This window comes from Kribbella sp. NPDC050281 (assembly GCF_040655855.1).
Taxonomy (GTDB): Bacteria; Actinomycetota; Actinomycetes; order Propionibacteriales; family Kribbellaceae; genus Kribbella.
Genome location: NZ_JBFAKS010000008.1, coordinates 166,023 through 190,179, shown reverse-complemented (window position 1 = coordinate 190,179; position 24,157 = coordinate 166,023). Strand labels below are relative to the sequence as shown.

The 24,157-nt window shown below is 67.9% G+C and carries 29 protein-coding genes and 1 riboswitch; of the genes, 12 read left to right on the top strand and 17 right to left on the bottom strand.

Annotated elements, in window-relative coordinates:
- Position 1: 1 nt before the first annotated feature.
- A complete protein-coding gene (gene pstB / locus AB0I34_RS11665; protein WP_360443397.1) occupies positions 2-778 on the top strand; it encodes a phosphate ABC transporter ATP-binding protein PstB in 777 nt (258 codons plus the stop codon).
- A gap of 60 nt (positions 779-838) precedes the next feature.
- On the opposite strand, the gene AB0I34_RS11660 is transcribed toward pstB, so the two are convergent.
- On the bottom strand, positions 839-1,252 hold the full coding sequence (locus AB0I34_RS11660; protein WP_360443394.1) for a hypothetical protein: 414 nt from the start codon (positions 1,250-1,252) through the stop codon (positions 839-841).
- 101 nt (positions 1,253-1,353) lie between these two features.
- Here AB0I34_RS11660 and AB0I34_RS11655 point away from each other — a divergent pair, with 101 nt between their 5' ends.
- Positions 1,354-1,998, top strand: coding sequence for a DUF4190 domain-containing protein (locus tag AB0I34_RS11655; protein ID WP_360443391.1), 645 nt, complete (start codon positions 1,354-1,356; stop codon positions 1,996-1,998).
- A gap of 41 nt (positions 1,999-2,039) precedes the next feature.
- On the opposite strand, the gene AB0I34_RS11650 is transcribed toward AB0I34_RS11655, so the two are convergent.
- Positions 2,040-2,480: a DUF2752 domain-containing protein gene (locus AB0I34_RS11650; RefSeq protein WP_360443388.1), complete on the bottom strand. Its 441-nt coding sequence runs from the start codon at positions 2,478-2,480 to the stop codon at positions 2,040-2,042.
- A gap of 105 nt (positions 2,481-2,585) precedes the next feature.
- On the opposite strand from AB0I34_RS11650, the gene AB0I34_RS11645 reads away from it, so the two are divergent.
- Complete coding sequence (locus AB0I34_RS11645; protein ID WP_360443385.1) at positions 2,586-3,287, top strand: RDD family protein; 702 nt, start codon at positions 2,586-2,588, stop codon at positions 3,285-3,287.
- A gap of 150 nt (positions 3,288-3,437) precedes the next feature.
- On the opposite strand, the gene AB0I34_RS11640 is transcribed toward AB0I34_RS11645, so the two are convergent.
- From AB0I34_RS11640 to thiC, 3 genes are all read right to left on the bottom strand, one after another.
- Entirely contained in the window at positions 3,438-3,992 is a 555-nt protein-coding gene (locus tag AB0I34_RS11640) for a hypothetical protein (RefSeq protein ID WP_360443382.1), read from the bottom strand.
- On the bottom strand, positions 3,989-4,546 hold the full coding sequence (locus AB0I34_RS11635; protein WP_360443379.1) for a transposase: 558 nt from the start codon (positions 4,544-4,546) through the stop codon (positions 3,989-3,991). The genes AB0I34_RS11640 and AB0I34_RS11635 overlap by 4 nt, the downstream gene beginning before the upstream one ends.
- Before the next feature lie 246 nt (positions 4,547-4,792).
- Positions 4,793-6,412: a phosphomethylpyrimidine synthase ThiC gene (thiC, locus tag AB0I34_RS11630; RefSeq protein WP_360443376.1), complete on the bottom strand. Its 1,620-nt coding sequence runs from the start codon at positions 6,410-6,412 to the stop codon at positions 4,793-4,795.
- Positions 6,403-6,530, bottom strand: a riboswitch (TPP riboswitch). It overlaps the preceding gene by 10 nt.
- Positions 6,531-6,581: 51 nt before the next feature.
- Here thiC and AB0I34_RS11625 point away from each other — a divergent pair.
- Together AB0I34_RS11625 and AB0I34_RS11620 are read left to right on the top strand one after the other, a co-directional pair.
- A complete protein-coding gene (locus tag AB0I34_RS11625; RefSeq protein WP_360443374.1) occupies positions 6,582-7,328 on the top strand; it encodes a lysophospholipid acyltransferase family protein in 747 nt (248 codons plus the stop codon).
- Positions 7,329-7,466: 138 nt separating this feature from the next.
- Complete coding sequence (locus AB0I34_RS11620) at positions 7,467-7,997, top strand: hypothetical protein (protein WP_360443371.1); 531 nt, start codon at positions 7,467-7,469, stop codon at positions 7,995-7,997.
- A 53-nt stretch (positions 7,998-8,050) separates the two neighbouring features.
- Here AB0I34_RS11620 and AB0I34_RS11615 read toward each other — a convergent pair whose 3' ends face one another.
- From AB0I34_RS11615 to AB0I34_RS11585, 7 genes are all read right to left on the bottom strand, one after another.
- Positions 8,051-9,049, bottom strand: coding sequence for an inorganic phosphate transporter (locus tag AB0I34_RS11615; RefSeq protein ID WP_360443368.1), 999 nt, complete (start codon positions 9,047-9,049; stop codon positions 8,051-8,053).
- Positions 9,050-9,051: 2 nt separating this feature from the next.
- On the bottom strand, positions 9,052-9,684 hold the full coding sequence (locus AB0I34_RS11610) for a DUF47 family protein (RefSeq protein ID WP_360443364.1): 633 nt from the start codon (positions 9,682-9,684) through the stop codon (positions 9,052-9,054).
- A 139-nt stretch (positions 9,685-9,823) separates the two neighbouring features.
- Positions 9,824-10,132 carry a DUF202 domain-containing protein gene (locus tag AB0I34_RS11605; RefSeq protein WP_360443360.1) on the bottom strand — a complete coding sequence of 103 codons (309 nt, stop codon included), beginning with the start codon at positions 10,130-10,132 and terminating at the stop codon, positions 9,824-9,826.
- On the bottom strand, positions 10,129-10,473 hold the full coding sequence (locus AB0I34_RS11600; RefSeq protein WP_360443358.1) for a DUF202 domain-containing protein: 345 nt from the start codon (positions 10,471-10,473) through the stop codon (positions 10,129-10,131). Before AB0I34_RS11600 ends, AB0I34_RS11605 begins: the two co-directional genes overlap by 4 nt.
- Positions 10,470-11,711: a glycoside hydrolase family 3 N-terminal domain-containing protein gene (locus AB0I34_RS11595; protein WP_360443355.1), complete on the bottom strand. Its 1,242-nt coding sequence runs from the start codon at positions 11,709-11,711 to the stop codon at positions 10,470-10,472. The genes AB0I34_RS11600 and AB0I34_RS11595 overlap by 4 nt, the downstream gene beginning before the upstream one ends.
- Before the next feature lie 2 nt (positions 11,712-11,713).
- Positions 11,714-12,199 carry a MarR family transcriptional regulator gene (locus tag AB0I34_RS11590; protein ID WP_360443352.1) on the bottom strand — a complete coding sequence of 162 codons (486 nt, stop codon included), beginning with the start codon at positions 12,197-12,199 and terminating at the stop codon, positions 11,714-11,716.
- A complete protein-coding gene (locus tag AB0I34_RS11585) occupies positions 12,178-13,116 on the bottom strand; it encodes a DMT family transporter (RefSeq protein WP_360443349.1) in 939 nt (312 codons plus the stop codon). The genes AB0I34_RS11590 and AB0I34_RS11585 overlap by 22 nt, the downstream gene beginning before the upstream one ends.
- Positions 13,117-13,154: 38 nt before the next feature.
- On the opposite strand from AB0I34_RS11585, the gene AB0I34_RS11580 reads away from it, so the two are divergent.
- The gene (locus AB0I34_RS11580; RefSeq protein ID WP_360443346.1) at positions 13,155-13,775 is read left to right on the top strand and encodes a helix-turn-helix domain-containing protein; all 621 of its coding nucleotides are present in this window, start codon (positions 13,155-13,157) and stop codon (positions 13,773-13,775) included.
- On the opposite strand, the gene AB0I34_RS11575 is transcribed toward AB0I34_RS11580, so the two are convergent.
- Positions 13,772-14,434 (bottom strand): potassium channel family protein, encoded by a 663-nt coding sequence (locus tag AB0I34_RS11575; protein ID WP_360443343.1) that lies wholly within the window; start codon positions 14,432-14,434, stop codon positions 13,772-13,774. The two genes, AB0I34_RS11580 and AB0I34_RS11575, sit on opposite strands and share 4 nt — an antisense overlap.
- A complete protein-coding gene (locus tag AB0I34_RS11570; protein WP_360443340.1) occupies positions 14,431-14,949 on the bottom strand; it encodes an acyl-CoA thioesterase in 519 nt (172 codons plus the stop codon). Before AB0I34_RS11570 ends, AB0I34_RS11575 begins: the two co-directional genes overlap by 4 nt.
- Positions 14,950-15,082: 133 nt before the next feature.
- On the opposite strand from AB0I34_RS11570, the gene AB0I34_RS11565 reads away from it, so the two are divergent.
- Both AB0I34_RS11565 and AB0I34_RS11560 read left to right on the top strand, forming a co-directional pair.
- Positions 15,083-16,039, top strand: a complete 957-nt coding sequence (locus AB0I34_RS11565; protein ID WP_360443337.1) for a hypothetical protein — start codon at positions 15,083-15,085, stop codon at positions 16,037-16,039.
- 48 nt (positions 16,040-16,087) lie between these two features.
- Positions 16,088-16,705, top strand: a complete 618-nt coding sequence (locus tag AB0I34_RS11560; protein WP_360443334.1) for a hypothetical protein — start codon at positions 16,088-16,090, stop codon at positions 16,703-16,705.
- A gap of 14 nt (positions 16,706-16,719) precedes the next feature.
- Here AB0I34_RS11560 and AB0I34_RS11555 read toward each other — a convergent pair whose 3' ends face one another.
- Positions 16,720-17,343, bottom strand: coding sequence for a flavin reductase family protein (locus AB0I34_RS11555; RefSeq protein ID WP_360443331.1), 624 nt, complete (start codon positions 17,341-17,343; stop codon positions 16,720-16,722).
- A 21-nt stretch (positions 17,344-17,364) separates the two neighbouring features.
- Between AB0I34_RS11555 and AB0I34_RS11550 the strand changes: the two genes are divergently transcribed.
- The 3 genes from AB0I34_RS11550 (at position 17,365) to AB0I34_RS11540 (ending at position 20,184) form a co-directional block, all read left to right on the top strand.
- Entirely contained in the window at positions 17,365-18,306 is a 942-nt protein-coding gene (locus AB0I34_RS11550) for an aminoglycoside phosphotransferase family protein (protein ID WP_360443328.1), read from the top strand.
- Positions 18,307-18,399: 93 nt separating this feature from the next.
- Positions 18,400-19,434 (top strand): L-glyceraldehyde 3-phosphate reductase, encoded by a 1,035-nt coding sequence (gene mgrA, locus AB0I34_RS11545; RefSeq protein WP_360443325.1) that lies wholly within the window; start codon positions 18,400-18,402, stop codon positions 19,432-19,434.
- A gap of 93 nt (positions 19,435-19,527) precedes the next feature.
- Entirely contained in the window at positions 19,528-20,184 is a 657-nt protein-coding gene (locus tag AB0I34_RS11540; protein ID WP_360443322.1) for a hypothetical protein, read from the top strand.
- A gap of 181 nt (positions 20,185-20,365) precedes the next feature.
- Here AB0I34_RS11540 and AB0I34_RS11535 read toward each other — a convergent pair whose 3' ends face one another.
- Positions 20,366-21,343 (bottom strand): TAXI family TRAP transporter solute-binding subunit, encoded by a 978-nt coding sequence (locus AB0I34_RS11535; protein ID WP_360443319.1) that lies wholly within the window; start codon positions 21,341-21,343, stop codon positions 20,366-20,368.
- The gene (locus AB0I34_RS11530) at positions 21,340-23,367 is read right to left on the bottom strand and encodes a TRAP transporter fused permease subunit (protein ID WP_360443316.1); all 2,028 of its coding nucleotides are present in this window, start codon (positions 23,365-23,367) and stop codon (positions 21,340-21,342) included. Before AB0I34_RS11530 ends, AB0I34_RS11535 begins: the two co-directional genes overlap by 4 nt.
- 118 nt (positions 23,368-23,485) lie before the next feature.
- Here AB0I34_RS11530 and AB0I34_RS11525 point away from each other — a divergent pair, with 118 nt between their 5' ends.
- Positions 23,486-24,151 carry a response regulator transcription factor gene (locus tag AB0I34_RS11525; protein WP_012918592.1) on the top strand — a complete coding sequence of 222 codons (666 nt, stop codon included), beginning with the start codon at positions 23,486-23,488 and terminating at the stop codon, positions 24,149-24,151.
- Positions 24,152-24,157 lie beyond the last annotated feature (6 nt).

Here is a 24,157-nt window from a genome sequence, read left to right as displayed (position 1 = left end):
TATGGCCAAGCGCATCGAGGTCAGTGGCCTCAACGTCTACTACGGCGACTTCAAGGCCGTCGAGGACGTGTCGATGACGATCGAGCCCCGCTCGGTCACCGCGTTCATCGGCCCGTCCGGCTGCGGCAAGTCCACCTACCTGCGGACCCTGAACCGGATGCACGAGGTGATCCCCGGCGCCCGGGTCGAGGGCAAGGTGCTGCTGGACCAGCAGGACCTGTACGGCTCCGGCATCGACCCGGTCGCTGTCCGCCGGGTGGTCGGCATGGTTTTCCAGCGGCCGAACCCGTTCCCGACCATGTCGATCTTCGACAACGTCGCGTCCGGGCTGAAGCTGAACGGCGTCAAGGACCGCAAGCGACTCACCGAGACGGTGGAGAAGTCCTTGCACGGCGCGAACCTGTGGAACGAGGTCAAGGACCGCCTGGACAAGCCGGGCGCGGGGCTGTCCGGTGGCCAGCAACAGCGGCTGTGCATCGCCCGGGCGATCGCGGTCGAGCCCGAAGTGATCCTGATGGACGAGCCGTGCTCGGCGCTCGACCCGATCTCCACGCTCGCTATCGAGGACCTGATCGAGCAGCTGAAGGACCGGTACACCGTGGTCATCGTCACGCACAACATGCAGCAGGCGGCCCGGGTCTCGGACCAGACCGCGTTCTTCAACCTGGCCGCGACCGGCAAGCCCGGCCGGCTGATCGAGATGGGCGCGACCAAGCAGATCTTCTCCAACCCGACCGAGAAGGCCACCGAGGACTACATCACCGGCCGCTTCGGCTGATCCGTTCCACCCGATCGAACGGCCGCCGCGAGGGTTTCCTCGCGGCGGCCGTTCGCCGTTTCACAGGCAGACGGTCCGCGCGTAGTTCACGCGAGCAAGCACATCGGCGGCCTGGTGCGCAGAGCTCACCCGGACGTGGGTGGTGTGCGTGCGGCCGCCACTCTGCACGCTGACCTGGACGAACCCGGTCGTCGTACGCTCCTTGCACAACAGGAACAACAGCCCGAGCAGACAGGCCAACGCGAAGACGATCGCCAACGCGATCGCCCAGCCCGGGATCCGCTCCTCCGTCCGCGACATGTCCATCGCCCACCAGTTCGCCCCGTGCGTGCGCAACACCCCAGCCGGGCTGACGATCCGGAACTGCTCGACGGAGATGTCACCGATGGTCACGAGGACCGGGCCGCCGGGCAGCCGCTGCCAGGACTGCTGATGCGGGACAGGCACTGGGAATGGCATCGGGCTCTCGGTCACCCACTCAGCGTAGGGGGCTGGGGAGCGGCGCGGGGGCGTGACCGGGAACCTGTGGAAAAGATAGCCTGCGAGGATTCCTAGACGTCTCAGAAGGGACTGCGGTGAGTACTCCGACGCCTCCCCCCGGCGATGATCAGAACGACCAGAACAGGCCGCAGGACACCCCCGGCGAGAACGAGGCAGACCAGCCGAGCCAGTACGGCGAGCAGCAGCAGGATCCCTACGGCCAGCAGCCGGGCCAGTACGGACAACAGCAGCCTGGGCAGTACGGCCAGCAGCAGCCGGGGCAGTACGGCCAGCCTGGACAGCCGGGCCAGCCCGGACAGTACGGGCAGCCCGGACAGCAGGGCTATGGGCAGCAGCCGGGATACGGTCAGCAGCAGCCTGGATATGGCCAGCAGCCTGGTTACGGGCAGCAGCAGCCTGGGGCGTACGGTCAGTACGGGCAGCAGCCGGGCCAGTACGGTCAGCAGCCAGGCCAGCCAGGCCAGTACGGGCAGTACCCGGGCGGGGCCTACGGCTACGGCGCTCCGGCCGCGCCGCAGAACAACACCCCGCAGGTGCTGTCGATCATCGGCATCGTCTGCTGGTTCTGCTGCGGTATCGCCTCGGTCGTCCTCGGTCTGGTTGCCCAGGGCAAATTCCGTGAGCAGGGCAAGCCGGACACGCTGGCGAAGGTCGCCTGGATCGGCGGCATCGTCTCGATCGTGCTCTCGACGATCTACACCATCACGCAGTACAACTGACGGCTCGTCGCGGGCGGCGGCGGTGGTCCGCCCGCGACGTCTCAGTTCAGGTTGCGGGCGACGCCGTACACGATCAGGATCACGGCCAGTGCCTTGGTCAGCCAGCCGAGTGTGCGCGGGCTGACCGTCAGCCGGGGCAGGCGGATCAGCCGCAGCGATTCGAGTGCCCAGGCAAGCATTTGGTAGCCGATGGCAACACCGATGAGCGGGCCGATCACCAGCACGACCGGGTTGAAGTGCCAGGCGGCGTCCAGATCCCCACGCAGCAAGGCGGCCGCCATCCGGGTCGAGCCGCAGAACGGGCAGTTCAGCCCCGTGGTCGCGTGCAGGATGCAGGGGATGCCGATCTGCTGGCCGGACAACTGGTACACAGCCGCGAGGGCGAATCCACCCACTCCGACGGCCGCCGCGCCGAGCACTCGGCGGTCCAACGGGCGGACCGGACCGGTCGGCCGGAGTACGACGCTCAGCGAAAGACTCACCGGACAACGGTAACTCTCATCTCGTGGGATCCGTAGCCGGAGCTGAGCCGTCGGACCGTTAGCCTGCAACTCACTCCTCATCTGTATTCACTAGAAGGGATCGTCGTGAGCAATCCGACGCCACCGCCGGGTTACGGCCCGCAGGACCCCCAGCAGCCGGGTCAGTACGGCCAGCCAGGCCAGTACGGGCAGCCCGGGCAGCAGCCGGGCCAGTACGGGCAGCAACAGCCCAGCTATGGCGGCCAGCAGCCGGGCTACGGGCAACAGCCCGGGCAGTACGGTCAGCAGCCTGGCCAGTATGGGCAGCAGCCCCAGCAGTACGGGCAGCAGCCGGGTTACCCGCAGTACGGCGGTCAGCCGGGCTACCCGCAGCAGTACGGTCAGCCCGGCGCGTACGGCGTACCCAGCAACCTGGCGGCCTGGCCGAACCGGGTCGGCGGCTGGCTGATCGACGTCCTGATCATCGGGGTGCCGTACGGCATCGGCGCGGCGCTTGCGAGCGGCAACAACTCGGCGATGGCCATCCTGGCGCTGCTGTTCTACCTGGTCGGCATCGGCCTCGGGATCTGGAACATCGTGTTCCGCCAGGGCACCACCGGACAGACCCTCGGCAAGTCGGCGCTGGGCCTCAGGCTGATCGACGGGATCAGCGGCCAGCCGGTCGGGCCGGGCAAGGCGTTCCTGCGCCAGATCACCCACATCCTGGACGGCATGGCCTGCTACATCGGCTACCTGTGGCCGCTGTGGGACGAGAAGCGGCAGACGTTCGCGGACAAGATCAACAACACTTACGTCATCAAGCTCTGACGTTTCAGGTTTCATCCGGACGCCGTGGCCTGTTCAGGCCGCGGCGTTCGGCGTTCCCGGCGCAGGGCAAACGACTCCCCGCTGTGGGACGACCAGAAGCAGACCTGGCACGACAAGGTCATGTCGACGTACGTCCTCAAGGACTGAGGGTCAGCGCGACAGCAGGAAGCCGGCGCAGGCCACTGCCCACAGCACACTGGTGAAGCTGCCGATGATGAACCGCTCGGCGACCGCCTGGGGCGTGACCGACGCCGGCTGGTCGGGACTGCGCAGCTCCGGATAGCGAGCCAGGCCCTTGATGGCCAGCACGATCGCAAGCCCCTCGGGCCAGCCGGCCACCAGCGCCGCGTAGATGGCCAGGCGCTCGAGCGAACCGATCAGAGCGCCGCCGCGCAGCACCTCACCGGCCTTCTGCGTCGACTGCGCTCTCGTGTTGCCCCGGTCGACGAGAGCCAGCACAGATGTCGTCAATGGGCCGCCACCGGTCACTGCCAGCCCGCCGGCCAGCAGGAGCAGCACGTTCCACCAGCGCTCGCGCCAGCCCTCGACACCGTCGCCGGCCAGCAGCAGGACGCCGACGGTGATCAGGCAGGCCAGCATCACGCCGCTGAGCGCGATCTCCAGCGTCGACCCGGCCTTGGGGACCCACGCTAGAACGGCGAGGATCAGGCCGGCGGCGGTGAACGACAGGATGAGTGCCGTCACGCGGTGGCCCCAGCGTCGAGTAGCTCGGCCGCCAGCACCCGTCCACGTTGTTCCTCGGCGACTCCGGCGGCCTGGGCCCGCTGGGTCACCGCGGACTGACTGATGCCGAGCTTCACGCCGATCTCGCGCCGGGTGAGCCCTTCGGCCAGCAGGTCGGCGACAGCCCACCCGCGGTCGCTCCGCCGCCGCAGCACCGAAGCCATCAGCCACAACACCGTCTCGACCTGCTCGGCGCAGTGCGCGTCGGACCCGACCACGTTGACGTGGTGCGGGCTTGACTTGGCCCGGTTCACCGCCTCCCGCGCGAACACGAACGCGTCCCCGCTGCCGGCCCGCGTGCTGCGCGGCAGCGGCTGCGTGACCTCACCGACTCCGAGCCCGACGTACCAGGTGTCGGCGCGCAGCAGCTCGACGATCACTTCGATCGTGGCGCGCGCCTCGGACAGCACGCCCTGCACCTCGTCGCCGGCCGTCCGCTCGAACTTGCGGAGCAAACCGGTCCGCCGCGGCCGGCGGTTCAGGATGTTCAGTAGCTCGGGTACGAGATCGGTCATGCTTCGGCTGCCTCGCTGATCTACCGTGAGAACGAAGACCACTGTGCTGCACCTCCTTCCCGACGTCGTTAAGGCTACAGTCTTATTCACGTAGAGTGAAGGAAAAAACCTGAATCGGTTCATCCAATCACTCTTCGTGATCGCCCGGAGGAACCGCCGATCCCCTCATTCTCCGCTGGATCCGGGGGGCGAGGCATCTCGACTCGCCCCCCGGATCTCACCGAGCGTCAGCAGGAACCAGGACCCTCACTCCGCCAGCGGCAGGTACAGCTTCTTGTCGTGGGCCTTGAAGGTCTCCGACATTTCGGCGAAGCCGGCCTCGATCGCCTCGGTGGAGGTGAGGCCGTGTTCCTCGGCGTACGCGCGGATGTCGGCGGTGATCCGCATCGAGCAGAACTTCGGGCCGCACATGGAGCAGAAGTGCGCGGTCTTGGCAGGCTCGGCCGGCAGGGTCTCGTCGTGGAAGGACCGCGCGGTGTCAGGATCCAGCGAGAGGTTGAACTGGTCCTCCCAGCGGAACTCGAACCTTGCCTTCGACAACGTGTCGTCCCAGGCCTGCGCACCCGGATGCCCCTTGGCCAGATCCGCTGCGTGGGCAGCGATCTTGTAGGTGATCACACCGGTCTTCACGTCGTCGCGATCCGGCAGGCCGAGGTGTTCCTTCGGCGTGACGTAGCAGAGCATCGCCGTACCCAGCCAGCCGATCTGGGCCGCACCGATCGCGCTGGTGATGTGGTCGTACGCCGGTGCGACATCAGTTGCCAACGGCCCCAATGTGTAGAACGGCGCCTCGCCGCACAGCTCCTCCTCGAGCCGGACGTTCTCGGCGATCTTGTCCATCGGCACGTGCCCCGGTCCCTCGATCATCACCTGGACGTCGTGCTCCCAGGCGATCTTGGTGAGCTCGCCCAGGGTCCGCAGCTCGGCGAACTGGGCCGCGTCGTTGGCATCCGCGATACATCCCGGTCGCAGGCCGTCACCGAGCGAGAATGTCACGTCGTACTCGCGCAGGATCTCGCACAGCTCGGCGAAATGCGTGTACAGGAAGGACTCCTGGTGATGCGCGAGGCACCAGGCCGCCATGATCGACCCGCCTCGCGACACGATCCCGGTGATCCGGCGCGCGGTCAGCGGGACGTACCGCAGCAGGACGCCCGCGTGCACGGTCATGTAGTCGACGCCCTGCTCGCACTGCTCGATCACCGTGTCGCGGTACACCTCCCACGACAGGTCGGCCGGATCGCCCTTCACCTTCTCCAGCGCCTGGTACAGCGGCACGGTCCCGATCGGCACCGGCGAGTTGCGCAGGATCCACTCCCGCGTCTCATGGATGTTCTTGCCGGTGGACAGGTCCATCACCGTGTCCGCGCCCCACCGGGTGGCCCAGACCAGCTTCTCCACTTCCTCCTCGAGCGAGCTTGTCACCGCCGAGTTGCCGATGTTCGCGTTCACCTTCACCAGGAACTTCTTCCCGATGATCATCGGCTCGCTCTCCGGGTGCCGCCGGTTCGCCGGGATCACGGCCCGGCCGCGCGCGACCTCGGACCGGACGAACTCCGGGTCCATGCCCTCCCGCAGGGCGACGTACCTCATCTCCTCGGTGACGGTGCCGGCCCGCGCATGCGCCAACTGGGTCAGTGGCGCGCGCCCGGCGATCCAGTCCCGCCGCAGCGCGGGCAGACCGGCTTGTACGTCGATCCGCGCCGACGCGTCCGTGTACGGACCGGACGTGTCGTACAGGTCGAAGTGTTCGCCGTTCGTGAGGTGGACGCGACGGGCCGGGACCTCCAGCTCGCCGCGATAGATCTTCTCCGAGCCCGAGATCGGGCCGGTGGTGACAGTGGGCCGAATCGTGCTGACAGTCACTGTGCTGCTCCCTACGCCGGAATTACCCGGACAGGTTCGGCGGTCGGCGGCGCCGGACAGGTTTCCTGGCCAGCCGCCCTCTCAGCCCGCTACGGTGCGAGCTCCCGCGATCTCCAATTGTCACGGTTACTCTAACCCGCCGTCTTGACCGGGCCGGTAGCGTCGGGGGATGCGAGACCTCGTGTACCCGCCCGTGATCGGCTTCGCGAAGACCGCGTTCAAGGTGCTCGACCTGAAGATCCGGCTGACCGGGACAGAGAACGTGCCGCGGACCGGTGGCGCGGTGATCGCGCTGAATCACATCAGCTATGTCGACTTCATCCTGGGCGGGTTCGGCGCGGTGCCGAGCAAACGGCTGGTCCGCTTCATGGCCAAGGACGTGCTGTTCCGCAACCGGTACTCCGGTCCGTTGATGCGCGGCATGCACCACATCCCGGTGGACCGGTCGGCGGGCACGGCGTCGTACCGGGAGGCGATCCGCTACCTGAACGACGGCGAGATCGTCGGGGTGTTCCCCGAGGCAACGATCAGCCGGTCCTTCGAGCTGAAGGAGTTCAAGTCCGGCGCGGTCCGGATGGCCGCGGAGGCCGGCGTACCGGTCATCCCGCTGATCCTGTGGGGGACGCAGCGGATGCTGACGAAGGACCATCCGCGCGACTTCTCCCGGCATCGCGCGATCGCGATCACCGTTGGCGAGCCGATCACGGTCGGCACCGACGACGACGCGGCCGAGACGACCGCTCACCTGCGGATGACGATGGCCGGGATGCTGGATCGGACCATCCGCGACTACCCGGAGCAGCCGGCCGGCGCCTGGTGGCTGCCCGCGTCGTACGGCGGTGGTGCGCCCTCGCCCGCGGAAGCGGAAGGCCTGGACCAGGAGGAGCTCGCCCGGCGAGCGACCCGCCGCAAGTAAGTACACCGTCAGTAACGCGGACAAGACCTTGACCCCCGGGTGACCCCGAGGGTACGAAAGGCTCTTGTTGACAGTGCAGGAAACCTGGGGGGTCCCTGTGACGCCGGCCGGTCGGCGGCGGTACTCGGGTAGGCGGGGATGGTTGTGGTCGATTCACCGGAAGAGCTGCATCTCTTCGAACCGGGGATGCTGGCGGTGGCGCCGCATGTCGCAGAGCACATCCCGGACGCCGGCGTCTACTTCGTCGACTGGGCCATCCAGGACCTGCCCGCCGACCGCGCCCGCGAGGTCGAGTCCGCGGTGAACGGCAGGCGCTGCCAGAACGGCTGGTTCCCGCTGGAGAGCCTGGACAGCATCGGCAGCCGCGGGTACTGGCGTGGTCCGCTCACCTACCTGGCCCGGATGACGGCCGACGACACGACGATCCTGCAGGAGTGGTCGACCAACGGGCTCACCGGCGACGACCAGAGCCGGATCGAGGCGACCGTCAACCACCTGCTCTACCAGCAGGGTCACGCGGCCGCGGCGACCTGGGCCGTCGCGGTCCGCCCGCAGACCTACCTGGACGCAGCGCTGCTCGGCGACCGGCTGGCCGCCGCGTGGGAGTACAACCTCGGCTCGATCCGCTCGAAGGACGTGGCGAAGTCGGTACGACGCTGGAACCGCTGACGTCAGTGGAACCGCGGGATGATCAGGCCCACCCGGCCGGACAGCCGGAGAACCTACTCCAAGATCAGATGGGCCAACCCGTAACAGAGCGCCGCGATGATGCCGGCCGCGGGAATGGTCAGCACCCACGCCGTGACGATGTTCTGCGCGACTCCCCAGCGGACCGCTGACAGCCGCTTGGTCGCACCGGCGCCGATCACCGCCGACGTGATCGTGTGCGTGGTGGAGACCGGCGCGTGCAGTCCGATCGCCATCACGTACAGCACGGTCGCGGCGACCGACTCGGCGGCGAAGCCGCGGGCCGGATCCAGGTGGATGATCCGGCGGCCCAGAGTGCGCATGATCCGCCAGCCACCGGAGTAGGTACCGAGCGAGATCGCCGTCGCGGCGGAGATCTTGACCCACAACGGGATGCCGTCGTTCTCGTTGACGTGACCGGTGGTGAGCAGGGCCAGGAAGATGACGCCCATCGTCTTCTGCGCGTCCTGCAGGCCGTGTCCGAGCGCCACCGCCGCCGCCGACAGCGACTGCGACATCCGGAAGCCCCGGGTGACCTTGCCGGGATTGCTGTGCCGGAATATCCAGAGGATCGCCGTCATCACCGCGAACGCGCCGAAGAAGCCGATCCCGGGCGACAGCACCATCGGGATGACGACCTTGTCGAGGATGCCCGTCCACAGCACGATGCTCGACGAGGCGACCCCGGCGCCGATCAGTCCGCCGATCAGCGCGTGCGACGAGGAACTCGGCAGGCCGAAGTACCAGGTGATCAGGTTCCAGATGATGGCGCCGATGAGCGCGGCGATGACGACCACCAGGCCGTGTGTGCCGCTCGGCGTGCTGATGATGCCCTTGCCGATCGTCTCGGCCACCTCGGTGCCGGCCAGCGCGCCGAGGAAGTTGCACGCCGCGGCCATCGCCAGCGCCACGCGTGGGGTGAGCGCGCGGGTGGAGACCGAGGTCGCGATCGCGTTGGACGCGTCGTGGAAGCCGTTGGTGTAGTCGAAGGCCAACGCGATGACGACGAGGATGATGACGAGCGTGAGCTCCACGCTCAGCTCTCCTTGACGGCGATCTGCTCGACGGTGTTGGCGACGTGTTCGAAGGCGTCGATCCCGGCCTCCAGCAGGTCCACCACGGTCTTGAACTTCATCACGGTCAGCGCGTCGTACTCGCCGCTGAACAGTTTGGCGATGATCCGGCGGTGCACCGCGTCACCGGTGTTCTCCAGCCGGTTGATCTCGATCCAGTACTCGGCCAGGTCCTTCATCGTCCGCAGCCGGGGCATCGTCTCGGCGGTCAGCTGCGCCATCCGCTGGAGTACCTCGATCTGCTCGGCGATCTCCTCCGGCAACTTGTCCAGGTTGAACAGGTGGACCGAGTCGACGGCCTCCTCCATGAAATCCATCACGTCGTCGAGATCGGAGGCCAGCCGGTAGATGTCCTCGCGGTCGAACGGGGTGACGAAGGTCGAGTTCACCCGGCGGATGATCGAGTGCGTGGTCTCGTCGGCCGCGTGCTCGGCGTCCTTCATCTGGGCGGCGATCTGGTGGCTCGACGACAGCCCGGTTCCGGCGGTGCTGCCGAGCAATTCGGCCAGGATCCGGGATCCGTCCACGAGGTGGTTGGCGGATTCGGTGAAAAGGTCGTAGAACGTCGGGTCGTTCGGACGCAGACGTAACGGCACTTCAAGCTCCGGATGAACGAGGGACAAACCGTGAACATGCTAGGGGGAACCTGCGGTTGACGCGGCATCCGCCCGGCCAAGGTAGCGCGTCGGGATGAACTGCCTCCAGATCATGCGACCGGAGAGTAATCAAACCGTTTCAACGAGTGATCACGGCGTACAGGTCGAAGAGCCCCACCACGAGCACCAGTCCGGCCGCGATCCAGACCACCCGATCGTGGCCGAGGGCATGGATCGCGGCACCTCCGGTCCGCCGGTAGACAGCGCTCACCGCTGCCCAGCAGGACAGGGACAGCACCAGTACGACGATGCCGAGGCCGGTGCGGACGTCCGACGTACCGTGGCCGGAGGCAAGCAAGAGGACGCCGTTCGCGATCAGTCCGAGGGCGGTCCGGCGCCAGGCGAGCAGGGTGCGCTCGGGCTGCAGCCCGGGATCGGGTGTGCTCATCGCCACAGTGAGAAGATCAGGCCGATCAGGCCGACCACGGCGATCGTTGCCCCCAGCATCAGCGGCAGGCGGGTCAACGGGAGCGGCCCACCGCGGCGGATCGCGGCCAGGTTCTGCTGCCAGCGGCGGAAGGCGCCGGCCGTGGTGATGATACCGACAGTGACCAGAACGACACCGATGATGCGGGCGGGCCAGCGATCCGGACCGAGGTCGAGGAACTGCACCGCGGACAGACCGCCGGCGTAGCAGGCCAGCGACGTCCGCAGGTAGGCCAGATAGGTGCGTTCGTTCGCCAGGGTGAAGCGGTAGTCGGGTTCGCGGTCTTCGTACTCCTCCGTCATCCGCAGCTCACCAGGCCGTACTTCTGCTTCAGTGTCAGCACACGCCTCACGCTACTGCTCAGCTGCGCCGCGAACGCCTTGTCCTGCTCGGCCTTGGTGACCAGCGCGTTCACCATGGTGGCGGTCTGCGAGGCCGTGGCGTTGATCACGATGTCCCCGCCGGCCGCCACGAACCGCGTGGCCCGCTGCCCCACCGGCACCGACTTGACCTCCGCGGCCGCTCCGACGTCGTCGGTGATCACCACTCCGCCGAACCCGAGGTCCCCGCGCACCATCCCCTGGATCACGGTCCGCGAGAACACGGCACGGTTGTTCGGATCGATCTTGGCGTAGGTGACGGTGGCGATCATCACCATGTCGCTCCCCGCCCGGACACCGTCCGCGAACGGCTTGAGGTAGGCGTCCCCGCGGACGGTGACGTTGTCGACCACTCCGGAGGAGAAGTCCGTGTTGCCGCGCACCCGGCCGAGTCCCGGGAAATGCTTGACCGAGGTCATCACTCCGGCCGACCCCATGCCGCGTACGAACGCCTGGACCGGCGGCCCGACCTCGGCCGGGGTGTTGCCGTACTCACGGTCCAGACTGCCGATCGGCGCGTTCTGACTCTTGAGAGAGCTCGGTACGACGTCCGCCACCGGCGCGAGGTTGAGGTTCACACCGGCCTGCTTGAGCTGGTCGCCCCAGTTGTCCGCGTTGCTGGTGAGCCTGGAGCTGGACCAGGTGCCCTGCACGGTTGCCGAAGGGATGCGGTCGAAGCCGGGGCCCTTGAGGCGCTGGATCTGTCCACCCTCCTGGTCCGCGGCGGTCAGCGGCCGGACGCCCTTGACCGTGGCGGCTGTCCTGACGGCAGCCATCGCCGTACGGGTGTGGGAGAGGCTGCCACCGGTGCCGAGCAGGAGCACGCCGCCGGGCTTCTCCTGCTGGACGATGGAGCGCTGGCTCGAGGTCATGCCGTTGGCGCTGATGCCGGTGAGGATCAGCTGGGCCGCCTTCTCGGTGAGCGTGAGGGCTTTGAGCTTCTGGTCGACGCAACTTGTCGGTGTTGCGGTCGGCGTGGGGATCGGGGTTGCTGACGGCGTCGGCGTCGTGGGTGCCTCGGTGGTCGGCGGCTGCGTTGTCGGCAGCGGCACCGAGGACGAGGGCGCCGTACTCGGACCCGCCGTGGGTGGAGAGTCCGTGTCGCCGCAGCCTGCGAGCAGGAGAGCCGTCAGCAGGACCAGAGCGGCTGGATGCCTCATTGTCAGCGTCGCTCCCAGGCGGCGCGGTCGACCGTGTCGCCGGAGTGCCGGGCGAGCGTCGCGCAGAGGTCGTAGAGGTGCTCGACCTGCTCCTCGCTGAGCGCGTCGAAGAGCGACTTGCGGACTTCCTCCACATGACCGGGTGCCGTCTCGACCAGTTTCTGCCGGCCGAGGTCGGTGATGATCGCCACCTGACCGCGACGATCGGACTCGATCGCCTCCCGCCGTACCCATCCGGTCTGCTCCAGCCGGTTCACCGCATGCGACAGGCGGCTGCGTGAACCGAGGGTGGCGACCGCGAGCTCACTCATCCGCAACCGGCCGTCAGGTGCGTCGGACAACCGGACCAGGATCTCGTAGTAGGTGTGCGGGATTCCGGCATCGCGTTGCAGCTGCTGCTCGATCCGGGTGTTCACCACGCGCTGGGCCGCGATGAACGCTCGCCATGCCTGCTGCTCTGTCTGGTTCAGCCACCGGGGTTCCGCCATCCCCGCAGCGTAGCCAGTACGGCTCCCTCACGCTCGTTCAGCCTGATCAGCAGTACGGCGGCCGCACAGACCAGCATGCCGATCACCGCCAGCGCACCGATCGTCTCGTCGAACATCAGGTAGGCGATCACCATCGTGGTCGGCGGCACGAGGTACAGCAGACTGCTGATACGAGTGGCACCGGACAGCTTCAGGTTGACCAGGTACAGACCCCAGCCACCACCCGTTGCCAGCAGCACCAACCAGAAGACGGCACCGTAGAAGCCCGGCTCGTTCGGCACCGTCAGCTGGTCGGTGGTCGCGGCCAGCGCGACGAACAGCACGGTGGAAACGAGGCTCTGGATGCAGAGTGCGTCGAGCGAACTGGTGCTGGGCTTGCGGCGGCGTTCCAGACACGTGCCGACGACCATGCCGAACACACCCCCGAGTGGCACCAGGAAGAGCAGCGGTGAGAGATGGCCGGCGTGGAGGTCATCCCCGACGACGAGAGCCACTCCGGCGAGGCCCAGGGCCAGACCGATCCACTGACGTCGATTGACGGGTTCGCTCAGCAACGGTCCGGCGACTGTGGCGATCAGGATCGGTTGCAGCGACCCGATGAGGGCAGTGACGCCCGCACTGAGGCCATGGTCGATCCCGGTGAAGATGAGGCCCAGATAGACGAACTGGGTGAGTACAGCCATCCACACCTGGGTCACCAGGTCCCGCTTGGTCACTCGCGGGCGGCGGACGGCGAGGATCACCACAGCCAACGCGCCCGCGACCACGTAGCGCCAGGCAAGCAGGTCGAAGGCGGTCGTGTACTGCGTCCCCCACCGGGCGCCGATGAACCCCGAACTCCAGAACACGACGAACCCGGCACCCGCGCTCACAGTCACCGCGGGCAGACGCCGTACCGGAAGGGCCTGTGTGGTCATGAGGACACGGTAAACATACAGGTCGGTATACTGTCAGTGTGCTAGCTCAGCAGATGAGACTGCGGGTGGATCGCGGGGTGTCCGAGGAGGCCCGGCTGACGCCGGCCGGGGAGCGGATCCTGGCCGCGGCGTCGACGCTGTTCTACGAGCAGGGGATCCGGACGGTCGGCGTGGACACGATCGCCGCGGCCGCCGACGTGACCAAGAAGACGTTGTACGACCGGTTCGGGTCGAAGGATCGGCTGATCGCGGCGTACCTGGACCGGCGGAACCGGGTCTGGCACGCGTTCCTCGACGAGCAGCTGGAAGCGCGCAAGCCAGGTACGCCGGAGGAGGTCATCCTGGCGTTGTTCGGGGCTCTGACCGACTGGGTGGCGGGGTCGCGGAACGGGTGCGGGTTCATCAACGCGAGCGTCGAGCTGGCCGCGCCGGACCATCCCGCGATGCCGGTGATCGTCGGGCAGAAGCAGTGGATGCGGTCCGAGTTCAAGGCACAGGCGGAGCTGGCAGGGCTTGCGGACGCGGGTGAGCTCGCGGATCGTCTGCTCCTGCTGCACGAGGGCGCGCTGGTGAGCTATCGGGTGGCGGCGATGGACAACGCGACCGAGGTGGCCAGCCGCGCGGCCGCCGACATGCTGGCCAGTTGGCCGCGGATCTAGCTGTTGGTGCGTCTCATGATGGTCAGACCGACCAGGCGGGACACCACCATGGCGACGTACCCGAGCCCGGCGAGCTGCTCGAGCATCACCACCGACCTGCCCCAGGACGTGATCGGGAGGATGTCGCTCAGCCCGGTGCTGGAGAGGGTGGTGAAGCTGAGGAACAGCAGCTCCATCCAGGTGCGATCGCTGGCCGGGTCAACGGCTGCGGTGAAGCTACCGGGCACGAGAGCCTGCACGACCACGTACAGGTAGGCGAAACCCCAAGCCACCAAGGTGAACGTGGCACCGGTGGCGTACAGCTCGTCGGCGCTCACGTCATGGTCGGACAGCATGTAGCGGAGCAGGCTGTACGCCGCGTAGAAGTAGAAGGCAGCGTGCAGTACGCCGGAGATCGCGATCACCGGCTCGGTCGGGTTGGCTGCGTCGACCAGTGACAGGGCGACGGCTGGGATGCCCAGACAGATGCTGACCCAGGTCAGCCCCGGCGTGGCCCGCACCGAGAACACCGCGAGTGCCAGTACGACGATCCCGAGGATCTCGAACGCGACCCGTCCGCCCCGGGATCCCTCCATCGCCGGGTAGACCAGCACGCCGAGCAACTGCACCACGAGCAGAACGGCGGACGGGTGCCGCCGCGCACTCCCGACCACGGTCATGTCCCGGCCTCCCCCACCTTGCGGGACTCGATGATCGCCGCGCGGCGCGCCAGCCGGTGGTGCCGCCGGATCTCCGCCTCCCGGAGCCGCCGCCGCTCCTCGTCGGTCTCGGCAATCACCTGCGGGACCTCGCGAGGCTTCCCGTGCTCGTCGACCCCGACGAACACCAGGTACGCCGAGGCGACGTGCACCTCCGGTCCGACGGCGTCCCACCGGTCCGCGGTGATCCGGACGCCGACCTCCATCGAGCTCCGGCCGGTCCAGTTCACCTGGCCGCTCAGGTGGATGACGTCACCGACCCGGACCGGCACCAGGAACACCATCTCGTCCATCGACGCGGTGACCGCGGCGCCGCCGGAGTGCCGGGCCGCGACCACGCCGGCGACCGAGTCGACCAGGGTCATGATCACGCCACCGTGCACTGTCCCCAGCAGGTTGGTCTCGTTCTGCGCCGTGATGTGCGACAACGACAACCGCGTCACCGACGTCGGCCGGGACGACGGGGTGCTGGACATGCCGACTCCTTCTGGGTGGGTCCTTCTGGCGGGTCTGCGCAGACTATCCCGGGCGGGTTGTCCACAGGTTCGAAATCACCGGCTGCGACGGGTGCCGATCCTCGTACTTTCTCTGGGCGAGGAGGTGGTCCCGATGACCATCGACACGTGCACCGACCATGCCCAAGGCAACCACTCCGACCGGCCGGATCCGGTCCTGACTCCCCTGACCCGCGGCCAGGCCGCGCGGCTGATCAGCCTCGGCTTGTCCACCGCGGCCCGACTCGGTCTCGACGTCGCGTACGAGGGCGGCGCCGCCCTCGTACCGGTCGAGCCGTCCGCATCCAGCCCGGTTCTCGGCCTGAGCAACCTGGCCCGCATCATCGCCCGGTACGACGAGGACCGCTGGCCGGCCCTGGTCGAGGAACACTTCGTCCAACTGCAGGAACGGCTCCGCGAAGGCCCGCCGCTTCCACCGACCGATCCCCAGCGGGATCTGATCCAGCGTCTCGTCCCCCGCGACGCACTGCCCACCGAATGGACCTCCGGACGCCCCGACTTCCTGCCCGGAGTGCTGTCCGTTCCGTCGACCACGGAGGACGGCGTGGTCACCATGTACCTGGACCCCACCGACTTCGGTCTCACCTGGTCCGAAGCCGAACGACACGGCCTGACCAACCTGCGTCGCATCACCGACCACGTCGAGTACCTGACCCAGGACGACCTGCGGATCGCTGCCGTCACCGGTTCCCCGTACGCCGCCTCCCGGGCCCTGGTCCTCGACACGGTGCTCCGAGAATCCCTCCACGCCGAGACCCCTTCCTACGGCGTACTGGCCGCGCTCCCCTCTCGGGACCTCCTGCTGATCCATGTCATCGATGACCTCTCGGTCATCCCCGCCCTGGGCCTGATGCTGAACCTGACTGCCCGCTCCCACAGCCACGACCCGGGCCCGCTGTCACCCGACGTCCACCTCGTCACCCGGACCACCGGCACCCCGTGGACCTGGCATCCCGCCACCGCTCCCTCCCCCGACCACACCCCTCTCCGGCTCTCCTCGCAGCTCCAGTCGCTGACGCAGCTGCTGGCGACTCGAGAACCTCCGCCCTAAGTGCCACGCCGGGGCTGGTCCGGGCGTCCTCAGGGTGAGGTGAGGTGGATGCGCAGAGTTCGGCTGGGATCGGTCGCCGTGATCGTTGCGGCTGTCGTTGGCGCCGGCGTCGTGGCCGGCTGCGGTGATGAGGCTGCAGGTGGCTCGCCGCCGATTCCGTATGGGTCGCCGGTGCCGGACGGCAACGATGCTGCCGTGACGGCTGCCGCGGATGTCCTGAATCCTTTGCTGCTCCAGGACTTCGCCGCCTCGTTCGCCGGCCTGGTGCTCGATCACGACAAGCGCGTCGTGATCGTGTACCGGAAGCCTGATCCCGCTCTCGACGCCCGGGTGCGCGAGAAGGTGAAGGGCGTCACGGTGGAACTGCGCGATGCGCGGATGAGCCAGCGCGAGATGGCGGACCTGAGGGATCGGGTGATCGGTGACATCGGCTACTGGGGCGAGCGTGGCGTGTCGGTCAACGGTGCGGGGCCGAAACCGGATGGCTCCGGCGTCGAGGTGATGACGACGTCGGGCAACTCATCGGACCAGAAGAAGCTGAGAGCCCACTACCGAACCGATGCCATCCTCGTGACGCAGGGCCAACCGGTCATCGCGGCCCCGATGACCGTCCCGGCCACGCCGCTCAAGCGCCCCATCACCCCGATCACACCGCCACCCCGATAGCGCCTCCACCGTTGTCAGGCAGTGGGGGGCTTGAAGTGGCCGGGCCAGTCGGAGTGGCGGATGCGGGTGATGGAGCGGACCTCGCCGAGGGTGGACCACTCGTCCTTGCCGAGGCGGGCCAACGGACGAAGGAGGTGGATGTCGGGGCGGTCGTCGACCATCACGGCCTCGTCGATGGCGAGGTGGCGGACCTGACCGATCACCACGGTGGAGTCACCCAGTTCGAGGGTGGTATGCAGCGTGCACTCGATGGCGACCGGTGACTCCGCGACGCGGGGGACAGCGACTGTGCGGGCGGGCTCGGTGGTCAAGCCGACGGCTTCGAATTCGTTGATCTCCGGCGGGAAGTTGGTGCCGGTGGCGTTGACCTGCTCGAACAGGGGTTCGGCGGCGAAGTTGACCACGAACTCGCGGGTCGCCTCGACGTTGTTCAGGCTGTCCTTGCGGCCGACCGAGGTGAACTGGACCATCGGCGGCTGCACACACGCCACGGTGAAGAACGAGTGCGGCGCCAGGTTGAGGACACCGTCGGCGGACCTGGTCGAGACCCAGGCGATCGGGCGCGGTACGACGATCGAGTTCAGCATCGCGTAGAACTCACGCCGTCCGACGGTTTCCGGATCCAGGTCGACTCGCACGCTCGCAGTACATCAAATCCGGTGGACGCCGTGGCGCACCGGCTGAAGGATCGAGACGACGGACGTCAGACCACGACGGAGGTGTGTGTGGGAGATCACCACGATGAGCCGGAGATCGCCGAGGTCGGGCGACGGCACGGGATTGCCCCGGGGCAGATCGTCGAGGTCGCGGGCGGAGTGGCCAATCGCGGGTTCGTGCTCGGCGAGGAGTTGTTCCTGCGGGTGTCGCGGCCGGGGTTCGAGGGCGATCTGCGCAAGGAGGCCGCGGTCGTGCCGATCGCCCGGGCAGCGGGCGTGTTGACGCCGGCGATCGTCGAGTACGACGAGAGCCGGTCGGTCGTCGATGCGCCGTACGTCGTGATGCAGCGGGTGCACGGAGTCGAGCCGACCGATGGACCGCCGACGGGATTGGCGGAGCAGTTGGCCCGGCTGCACGAGCACGAGCAGACCGAGATCCCCGGGCTGCCGCAGGACGACCGGGACGATCCGTGGCAGACGGTCGACCGGCTGGCGGAGCGCGGGACCATCGACCTCGGGACGGCGCAGTGGCTGAGCGACTGGTTCACCCGGTTGTCCGGCCGGTTCGACCGGAACGAGACCAAGGTGCTGATCCACGGAGATGTTGCCTCACACAACCTTCTGGCCGGTCCGGACGGTGAGCTGCGGGCGCTGATCGACTGGGGTGATGCCGCCCGGGCCCCGCGTGGCATGGACTTCGCCAAGCTGCCGCTCGAGCAGGTCGCCGCGATCCTGCCGGGGTACGTCCGCCACACGCGGTCTGCCCGGGAGGAGGAGGTGGCTGCGGCCGCGCTGTGGTTTCACCTCGACTGGGGGCTGGGGAAGCTGACCGCCGACCCGTGGCCCGGGCAGCGGCACTGGACCGCGCCGCCCGGCAGCCGGGTGCTCGGACTGCTGAGGTTCTTCGCCGCCGGACCGCCCGGGCCGTGGCGTGACCTGACCTGATCAAGAAGGCGGGGTTCTGGCTCTCAGTGCTGGGGTTTCTGCTGTAAAACAAGGGGTTTGCACTTGTCACGACATGCGGCAGACTGGGTTCTCGTGACTGACTACGTAGCCGCCCAGGACCGGTACGACGACCAGATGGCCTACCGCCGGACGGGACGCAGCGGCTTACAGCTGCCCGCGATCTCGCTGGGGCTGTGGCACAACTTCGGCGACGACAAGCCGTTCACCACCCAGCGCGACATCCTGCGCCGGGCGTTCGACCTCGGCGTGACGCACTTCGACCTGGCGAACAACTACGGCCCGCCGTACGGCTCGGCCGAGACGAACTTCGGTACGCACTTCGCCCGGGACTTCGCCACGTACCGCGACGAGCTGATCCTGTCGACCAAGGCCGGTTACGACATGTGGCCGGGCCCTTACGGTCAGGGTGGCGGCTCGCGGAAGTACCTGCTCGCCTCGCTGGACCAGTCGCTGGCCCGGATGGGCGTGGACTACGTCGACATCTTCTACTCGCACCGGTTCGACCCGGACACTCCGCTCGAGGAGACGATGGGTGCGCTGGACGCCGCGGTGCGTTCGGGCAAGGCGCTGTACGCCGGCATTTCGTCGTACTCGGCGGACCGGACCCGGGAGGCGGCGCGGATCCTGCAGGAGCTGGGCACGCCGCTGCTGATCCACCAGCCGTCGTACTCGATGCTGAACCGCTGGATCGAGGAGGACCTGCTCGACGCCGTCGGTGAGCTGGGCGTCGGCGTGATCGCGTTCTCGCCGCTGGCGCAGGGCGTGCTCACCGACCGCTACCTGGACGGCGTCCCGGCCGACTCCCGCGCCGCGCAGGGCAAGTCGCTGAACCCGGACTCGCTCACCGAGGACACCCTGAAGCACGTCCGCGCGCTGAACGAGATCGCCAAGGAGCGCGGCCAGTCCGTCGCCCAGCTGGCGCTTGCCTGGACGCTGCGCGACGACCGCGTCACCAGCGCGCTGATCGGCGCCTCCAGCGTCGCCCAGCTCGAGGACAACCTGGCGACCGTCCGGAATATGAAGTTCAGCCCGGAGGAGCTCGAGGCCATCGACGCCGACGCCGTCGAGGCCGGCATCAACCTGTGGAAGAAGAGCTCGGACAGCTAGGACCCGCAGGCAGGTTACGGAACGGGGTCGGGTGGTTGCGGCGGCCCGTGGTTGGGCACAGGCTGGAGGAGAACCCTCCTGGAGGTGGTTGTCATGACCGCTTCGACGCTCGAACTGGCCCTGACCTACGAACATGCCCGGATCCGTGAGCTGGCTGAGCAGGCTCACCACCCGGCCGCCGCGCACCCCGAGCGCAGACATCAGACCGACTGGTTCTACGCCATTGCCGCGCAGCACCTGGCCGCCGCCGAAGACGTCCTCCTCCCGCACGTACGCCGACTCCCTGACGGCAGCAGCCTGGTCACCAGGTACGTCGGCAACGCGAAGGAGCTGGAGCGGTCACTGCGCTTCCTGAAAGGACGCCAGTACGGCGACAGCCGGGTGCAGAACCTGACCGACCTGGAGGTGTGGACGGCCGTCGACCGGCTGCTCGCCGAGCACGAGCGGCTGGAGACGTCGTACACCCAGCAGATCAGTGAGCAGCTGGACGCCTCGCACGTGAACACGCTGACCGAGGAGCTCCTGGAAGCCGAGGAGGTCGCGCCGACGCGGGCGCATCCGTACTCGCCGCACACCGGCATGGCGGGCCGGGTGGTGCACCGCATGTGGCGATTGGCCGACAACGCCTGGGACAGCGCCGAAGGACGCGTCGTCCCGACCAAGTACCACGTGCATCCGAAACGCGATTCCGCCCTGTCCCACTACCTCTACGGCACCGCGATGCCGGACGACCGGGAAGAGCAGCACTAGAAGCCAGTGACCGGGCCCGGGTCCTCGGATGCCTCCGAGGGCCGGGCCCGGTCTGCCTGCTCTCACTGCGCCTGGTTGTGGGAGCCGGCGGGTCCCGCCTCCACTGCGCCTGGTGTGTGGAGATGGGTCCCAACGCCCTCCCCCGCTGCGCCTGGTGTGCGGGGAAGGGCGGTCAGGGGGATTACTTCAGTCCGTCGATCGCCTTCTTCGCGCCGGGGTGCAGCGGCACCGGGTCGGTCTTCTCGGCGTTGTCGAGCGTGATGTCCTTGGCCGCCGCGTTCACCGCGACCAGGGCGTCCTTGTTGTCGTACAGCACCTTGGTCAACTGCTCGGCCAGCTCGTCCTTCATGTCTGTGCGGACCAGCAGCACGTTCGGCACGATGATCGTCGCCACGTCGGCCGGCTGCTTGTACGTCGCCGCCGGGATCGGCGCCTGACTGTAGACCGGACCGTACTTGTCCTGCATCTTCGGCAGCAGGTCGACGATCGGGATCAGCTTCACGCCCTTGCCCATGCTCGTGGTCAGGTCGGTGATACCGCCGGTCGGCAGGCCACCGGACCAGACCAGTGCGTCGATCGTGCCGGACTTCATCGCGTCCACCGACTCCGGCAGGCCGAGCCGCTGCGCGGTGACGTCCTTGGCCGGGTCCAGGCCGGCGGCCTCGAGCAGCCGGCGGGCGATCACCTCGGTGCCGGAGTTCGGCGAACCGGTGGAGACCCGCTTGCCCTTCAGGTCCGCGATCGAGTTGATCCCGGCCGACGTACGGACCGCGACCTGCGTGTAGTTGTTGTAGAGCCGGGTCAGGGCGACCACGTCCTGCTTGGACTTGAAGCTGTTCTCGCCCTTCACCGCGTCGGCCGCGGTGTCGCCGAGCGAGAACGCGACGTCGTAGTTGCCGGCCGCCAGGCCCTGCACGTTCTGCACCGAAGCGCCGGTCTCACTGGCGGTCGCCCGGTACCCGGACATCTTCTGCGAGATCACCGAGGCCAGCGCGCCACCCAACTGGTAGTACACGCCGGTCGTGTTGCCGGTGGCGATCGTCAGCCGGCCTCCGGCCGCCGTACCGGAGCCGGTCGGTTCACGCTGCCCGCCACAGGCAACCAGCGAGAAGACAGCAGCGAACGCCACCGCGGCGGTGGGCAGTCGACGGAGTCTCATGAGGGGACGGGTCCTTCCTTCGGGGCGGCGGCCTGGCGTTGCCGCCGGACCAGATTGATGACGACGGCAACAAGTAGCAAACCGATTCCGGCCGTGATGGTTACGGGCGCGAGGTACAGCAGGAGCACGGCCGCCGGAACGCACAGCAACCGCTCCGCCCAACTCGTGGCCACCACGATCCAGCCACCGGTCACCACCGCGAGCGCGGCGACGGCGAGCATCGACACGGCCAGCGTCCACAGCATGCCGACGAACGATCCCTGACCGAGCAGGTGTGCGCCGTTGTCGGTCAGCACGAACGCGAACGGCACCAGGAAGGCCGGCAGCGTGTACTTCCACGCCTGCCACATCGTCGGGATCACCTTGCCGCCGGTGATGGCGGACGTCGCGACCGCGGCCAGCGCGGTCGGCGGCGACACCTCGGACAGTACGGCGTAGTAGAAGATGAACATGTACGCCTCGGGCTGCGTCACCCCGAGCTGCGTCAACGCCGGCGCGATGATCACCGCGGCGATGATGAACGACGCCGTCACCGGCACCGCCAGGCCGAGGATGAGCACAGCGATCGCCGACAGCAGCACGGTGAGGGACAGTACGACGGTGTGGTTCTCCGTGAGGCCGTGCGCCGCGCTGACGATGATCTCGGCCAGGTTCAGCCCGAGTCCGGTCTGCGTGGTGACCGCGACGATGATGCCGGCGGTCGCACAGGTCGCCGCCACCGGCAGTACCGAACGGGTGCCCTGGGCAAGCGCTTTGAACAGCCGCCCGGCCGTCAGCCGGTGCTCGCGGTCCAGGAACGACAACCCGAACTGGATGATCACGGCGTAGACCACGGCCTTGAACGGCGGTACGTCGACCGCCATGAAGCCGATGATCACGAACAGCGAGAGGAAGTGGTACCCGAACCGCAGCAGCAGCCGCAGCGCCGACTGCTGCGAGATCTCGGCCGACGTGGTGCCGTGCCGGCGGGCGTCGATCTCGATCGCGAGCAGGATGCCCAGGTAGTACAGGATCGTGGGGATGACGGCGTACCCGAGCACGGTCAGGTAGGAGACCCGCAGGAACTCGGCGATGATGAACGCGGCCGCGCCCAGGGTCGGCGGCGACAGGATCGCGCCGATGCCGGCGGCGGCGAGCATTCCACCTGCCGGTTCGGGCGGGTAGCCGGCCCGGCGCAGGATCGGCCAGGACACCGTGCCGAGCGACACCGCGGTCGCGGTACCGGAGCCGGACACGCTGCCCAGCAGGAAGCCGGCCAAGGTGACCGTGCGGCCAGGCGCGGTCCGGCTCCGCTTGAAGGCGGCGAAGGACAAGTCGATGAAGAACTTGCCGGCTCCGGAGTAGTCGAGCACCGCGCCGTAGATGGTGAACAGCACGATGTAGCTGGCCGCGACGCCCAACGGTGTGCCGTAGAACCCGGCCGTGCCCATCGTGAACTGCGCGATGATCGCGTCGAAGTTGAAGCCCTGGTGCGCCAGCGACCACGTGTACGGCAGGTAGCCGCCGTAGTACGCATAGGCGATGAAGACCAGGCTGAACACCGGCAGCACCCAGCCGGTGGTACGACGGCAGGCCTCGAGCAACAAGATGAGCAGTACGGTGCCGGCCAGGATGTCTAGAGTCGTCGGAGCCTGACGCCGTTCCAGATAACCGTCGAAGTCGATGAGCGGGTAGACGCAGACCACCAGCGCGACCACGGCCAGGATCCAGTCGGTGATCCCGGGGTCGTCGGTGGCCCGGTTCTTGAACGGGTTGAGGAACGCCGGGACCTTCCAGCCCCGGTAGCAGAGCAGCGTGATCGGCAGAACGGCTGCGAGAAAGATCACCAGGTAAAACTGCGTCCCCTGTGGTAAGGGGAAGAACACCTGCCAGAGCACGCCGACGCTGACGATCGCGCACCAGACCGAAATCACCAGGTCGAGGGCAGGTCTGAGCCGCCGAGCCGGGCGTTCCTGCTCGTACTCGGCGAGTTCTTCCTCGGAGGGCGCGGTCAAGCCGGCACCCGTACCGATACCGACAGTCATCTACCGGTTCCCTCCTGTGTTCGGAAGGCTAATGTTGCCGAACACAGCATGCAGTCGCGTGATTACGTCTTTACCAAGATCTGACACATATGAGCGTCTCCTGGCCTACGATCACCGCATGAGTGGCGCGGTACGGATTCTGCTGGTCGAGGACGATCTCGATATCGCCAATGCCCTGATACCCGCGTTGCGGCGCTACGGCCTGATGGTGACGCACGTCCGGACGGCCGCGGACGCCCTCGCGGCGGACCCCGGCGACCTGGTCCTGCTGGACCTCGGGTTGCCCGACGGGGACGGCATCAACGTGTGCCGGCAGATCCGGACGGTGTCCGACGTACCGGTGATCGCGGTCACCGCGCGCGGTGAGGCGGCCGACCGGGTTCGCGGGTTGCGCAGCGGCGCGGACGACTACGTGGTCAAACCGTTCGCGATATCCGAGCTGCTGGCCCGCATCGATGCTGTACTTCGTCGTACCGGCCTTTTGCAGCCCCGCCCCCGGGTGACCGTCGGCGACCTGACCGTGGACATCGAGGCCCGGACGGTGCAGGTCGCGGACAAGCCGATCAGCCTGACCCGCAAGGAGTTCGACGTGCTAGCTGTGCTGGCCGCCCACCACGGCCGGGTGGTGCCGCGCGAACAGGTCGCCCTGTACGCGTGGCAGTCCGTCTTCGAAGCCTCGTCGCGCACGATGGACGTGCACGTGGCGAGCCTGCGCGCCAAGCTCGGCCGGCCCGAGCTCGTGCAGACCATCCGCGGCGTCGGCTACCGCCTGGGTTCGGACTGACCGTTG

Excerpts from the sequence above, each read along its gene's own strand:
- pstB (WP_360443397.1), top strand. The coding sequence starts at position 2 with ATGGCCAAGCGCATCGAGGTCAGTGGCCTCAACGTCTACTACGGCGAC.
- AB0I34_RS11635 (WP_360443379.1), bottom strand. The coding sequence starts at position 4,546 with ATGACCGATCTCGTACCCGAGCTACTGAACATCCTGAACCGCCGGCCG.
- AB0I34_RS11625 (WP_360443374.1), top strand. The coding sequence starts at position 6,582 with ATGCGAGACCTCGTGTACCCGCCCGTGATCGGCTTCGCGAAGACCGCG.
- AB0I34_RS11620 (WP_360443371.1), top strand. The coding sequence starts at position 7,467 with ATGGTTGTGGTCGATTCACCGGAAGAGCTGCATCTCTTCGAACCGGGG.
- AB0I34_RS11605 (WP_360443360.1), bottom strand. The coding sequence starts at position 10,132 with ATGAGCACACCCGATCCCGGGCTGCAGCCCGAGCGCACCCTGCTCGCC.
- AB0I34_RS11600 (WP_360443358.1), bottom strand. The coding sequence starts at position 10,473 with ATGACGGAGGAGTACGAAGACCGCGAACCCGACTACCGCTTCACCCTG.
- AB0I34_RS11595 (WP_360443355.1), bottom strand. The coding sequence starts at position 11,711 with ATGAGGCATCCAGCCGCTCTGGTCCTGCTGACGGCTCTCCTGCTCGCA.
- AB0I34_RS11590 (WP_360443352.1), bottom strand. The coding sequence starts at position 12,199 with ATGGCGGAACCCCGGTGGCTGAACCAGACAGAGCAGCAGGCATGGCGA.
- AB0I34_RS11585 (WP_360443349.1), bottom strand. The coding sequence starts at position 13,116 with ATGACCACACAGGCCCTTCCGGTACGGCGTCTGCCCGCGGTGACTGTG.
- AB0I34_RS11575 (WP_360443343.1), bottom strand. The coding sequence starts at position 14,434 with ATGACCGTGGTCGGGAGTGCGCGGCGGCACCCGTCCGCCGTTCTGCTC.
- AB0I34_RS11570 (WP_360443340.1), bottom strand. The coding sequence starts at position 14,949 with ATGTCCAGCACCCCGTCGTCCCGGCCGACGTCGGTGACGCGGTTGTCG.
- AB0I34_RS11565 (WP_360443337.1), top strand. The coding sequence starts at position 15,083 with ATGACCATCGACACGTGCACCGACCATGCCCAAGGCAACCACTCCGAC.
- AB0I34_RS11560 (WP_360443334.1), top strand. The coding sequence starts at position 16,088 with ATGCGCAGAGTTCGGCTGGGATCGGTCGCCGTGATCGTTGCGGCTGTC.
- AB0I34_RS11540 (WP_360443322.1), top strand. The coding sequence starts at position 19,528 with ATGACCGCTTCGACGCTCGAACTGGCCCTGACCTACGAACATGCCCGG.
- AB0I34_RS11535 (WP_360443319.1), bottom strand. The coding sequence starts at position 21,343 with ATGAGACTCCGTCGACTGCCCACCGCCGCGGTGGCGTTCGCTGCTGTC.
- AB0I34_RS11530 (WP_360443316.1), bottom strand. The coding sequence starts at position 23,367 with ATGACTGTCGGTATCGGTACGGGTGCCGGCTTGACCGCGCCCTCCGAG.
- AB0I34_RS11525 (WP_012918592.1), top strand. The coding sequence starts at position 23,486 with ATGAGTGGCGCGGTACGGATTCTGCTGGTCGAGGACGATCTCGATATC.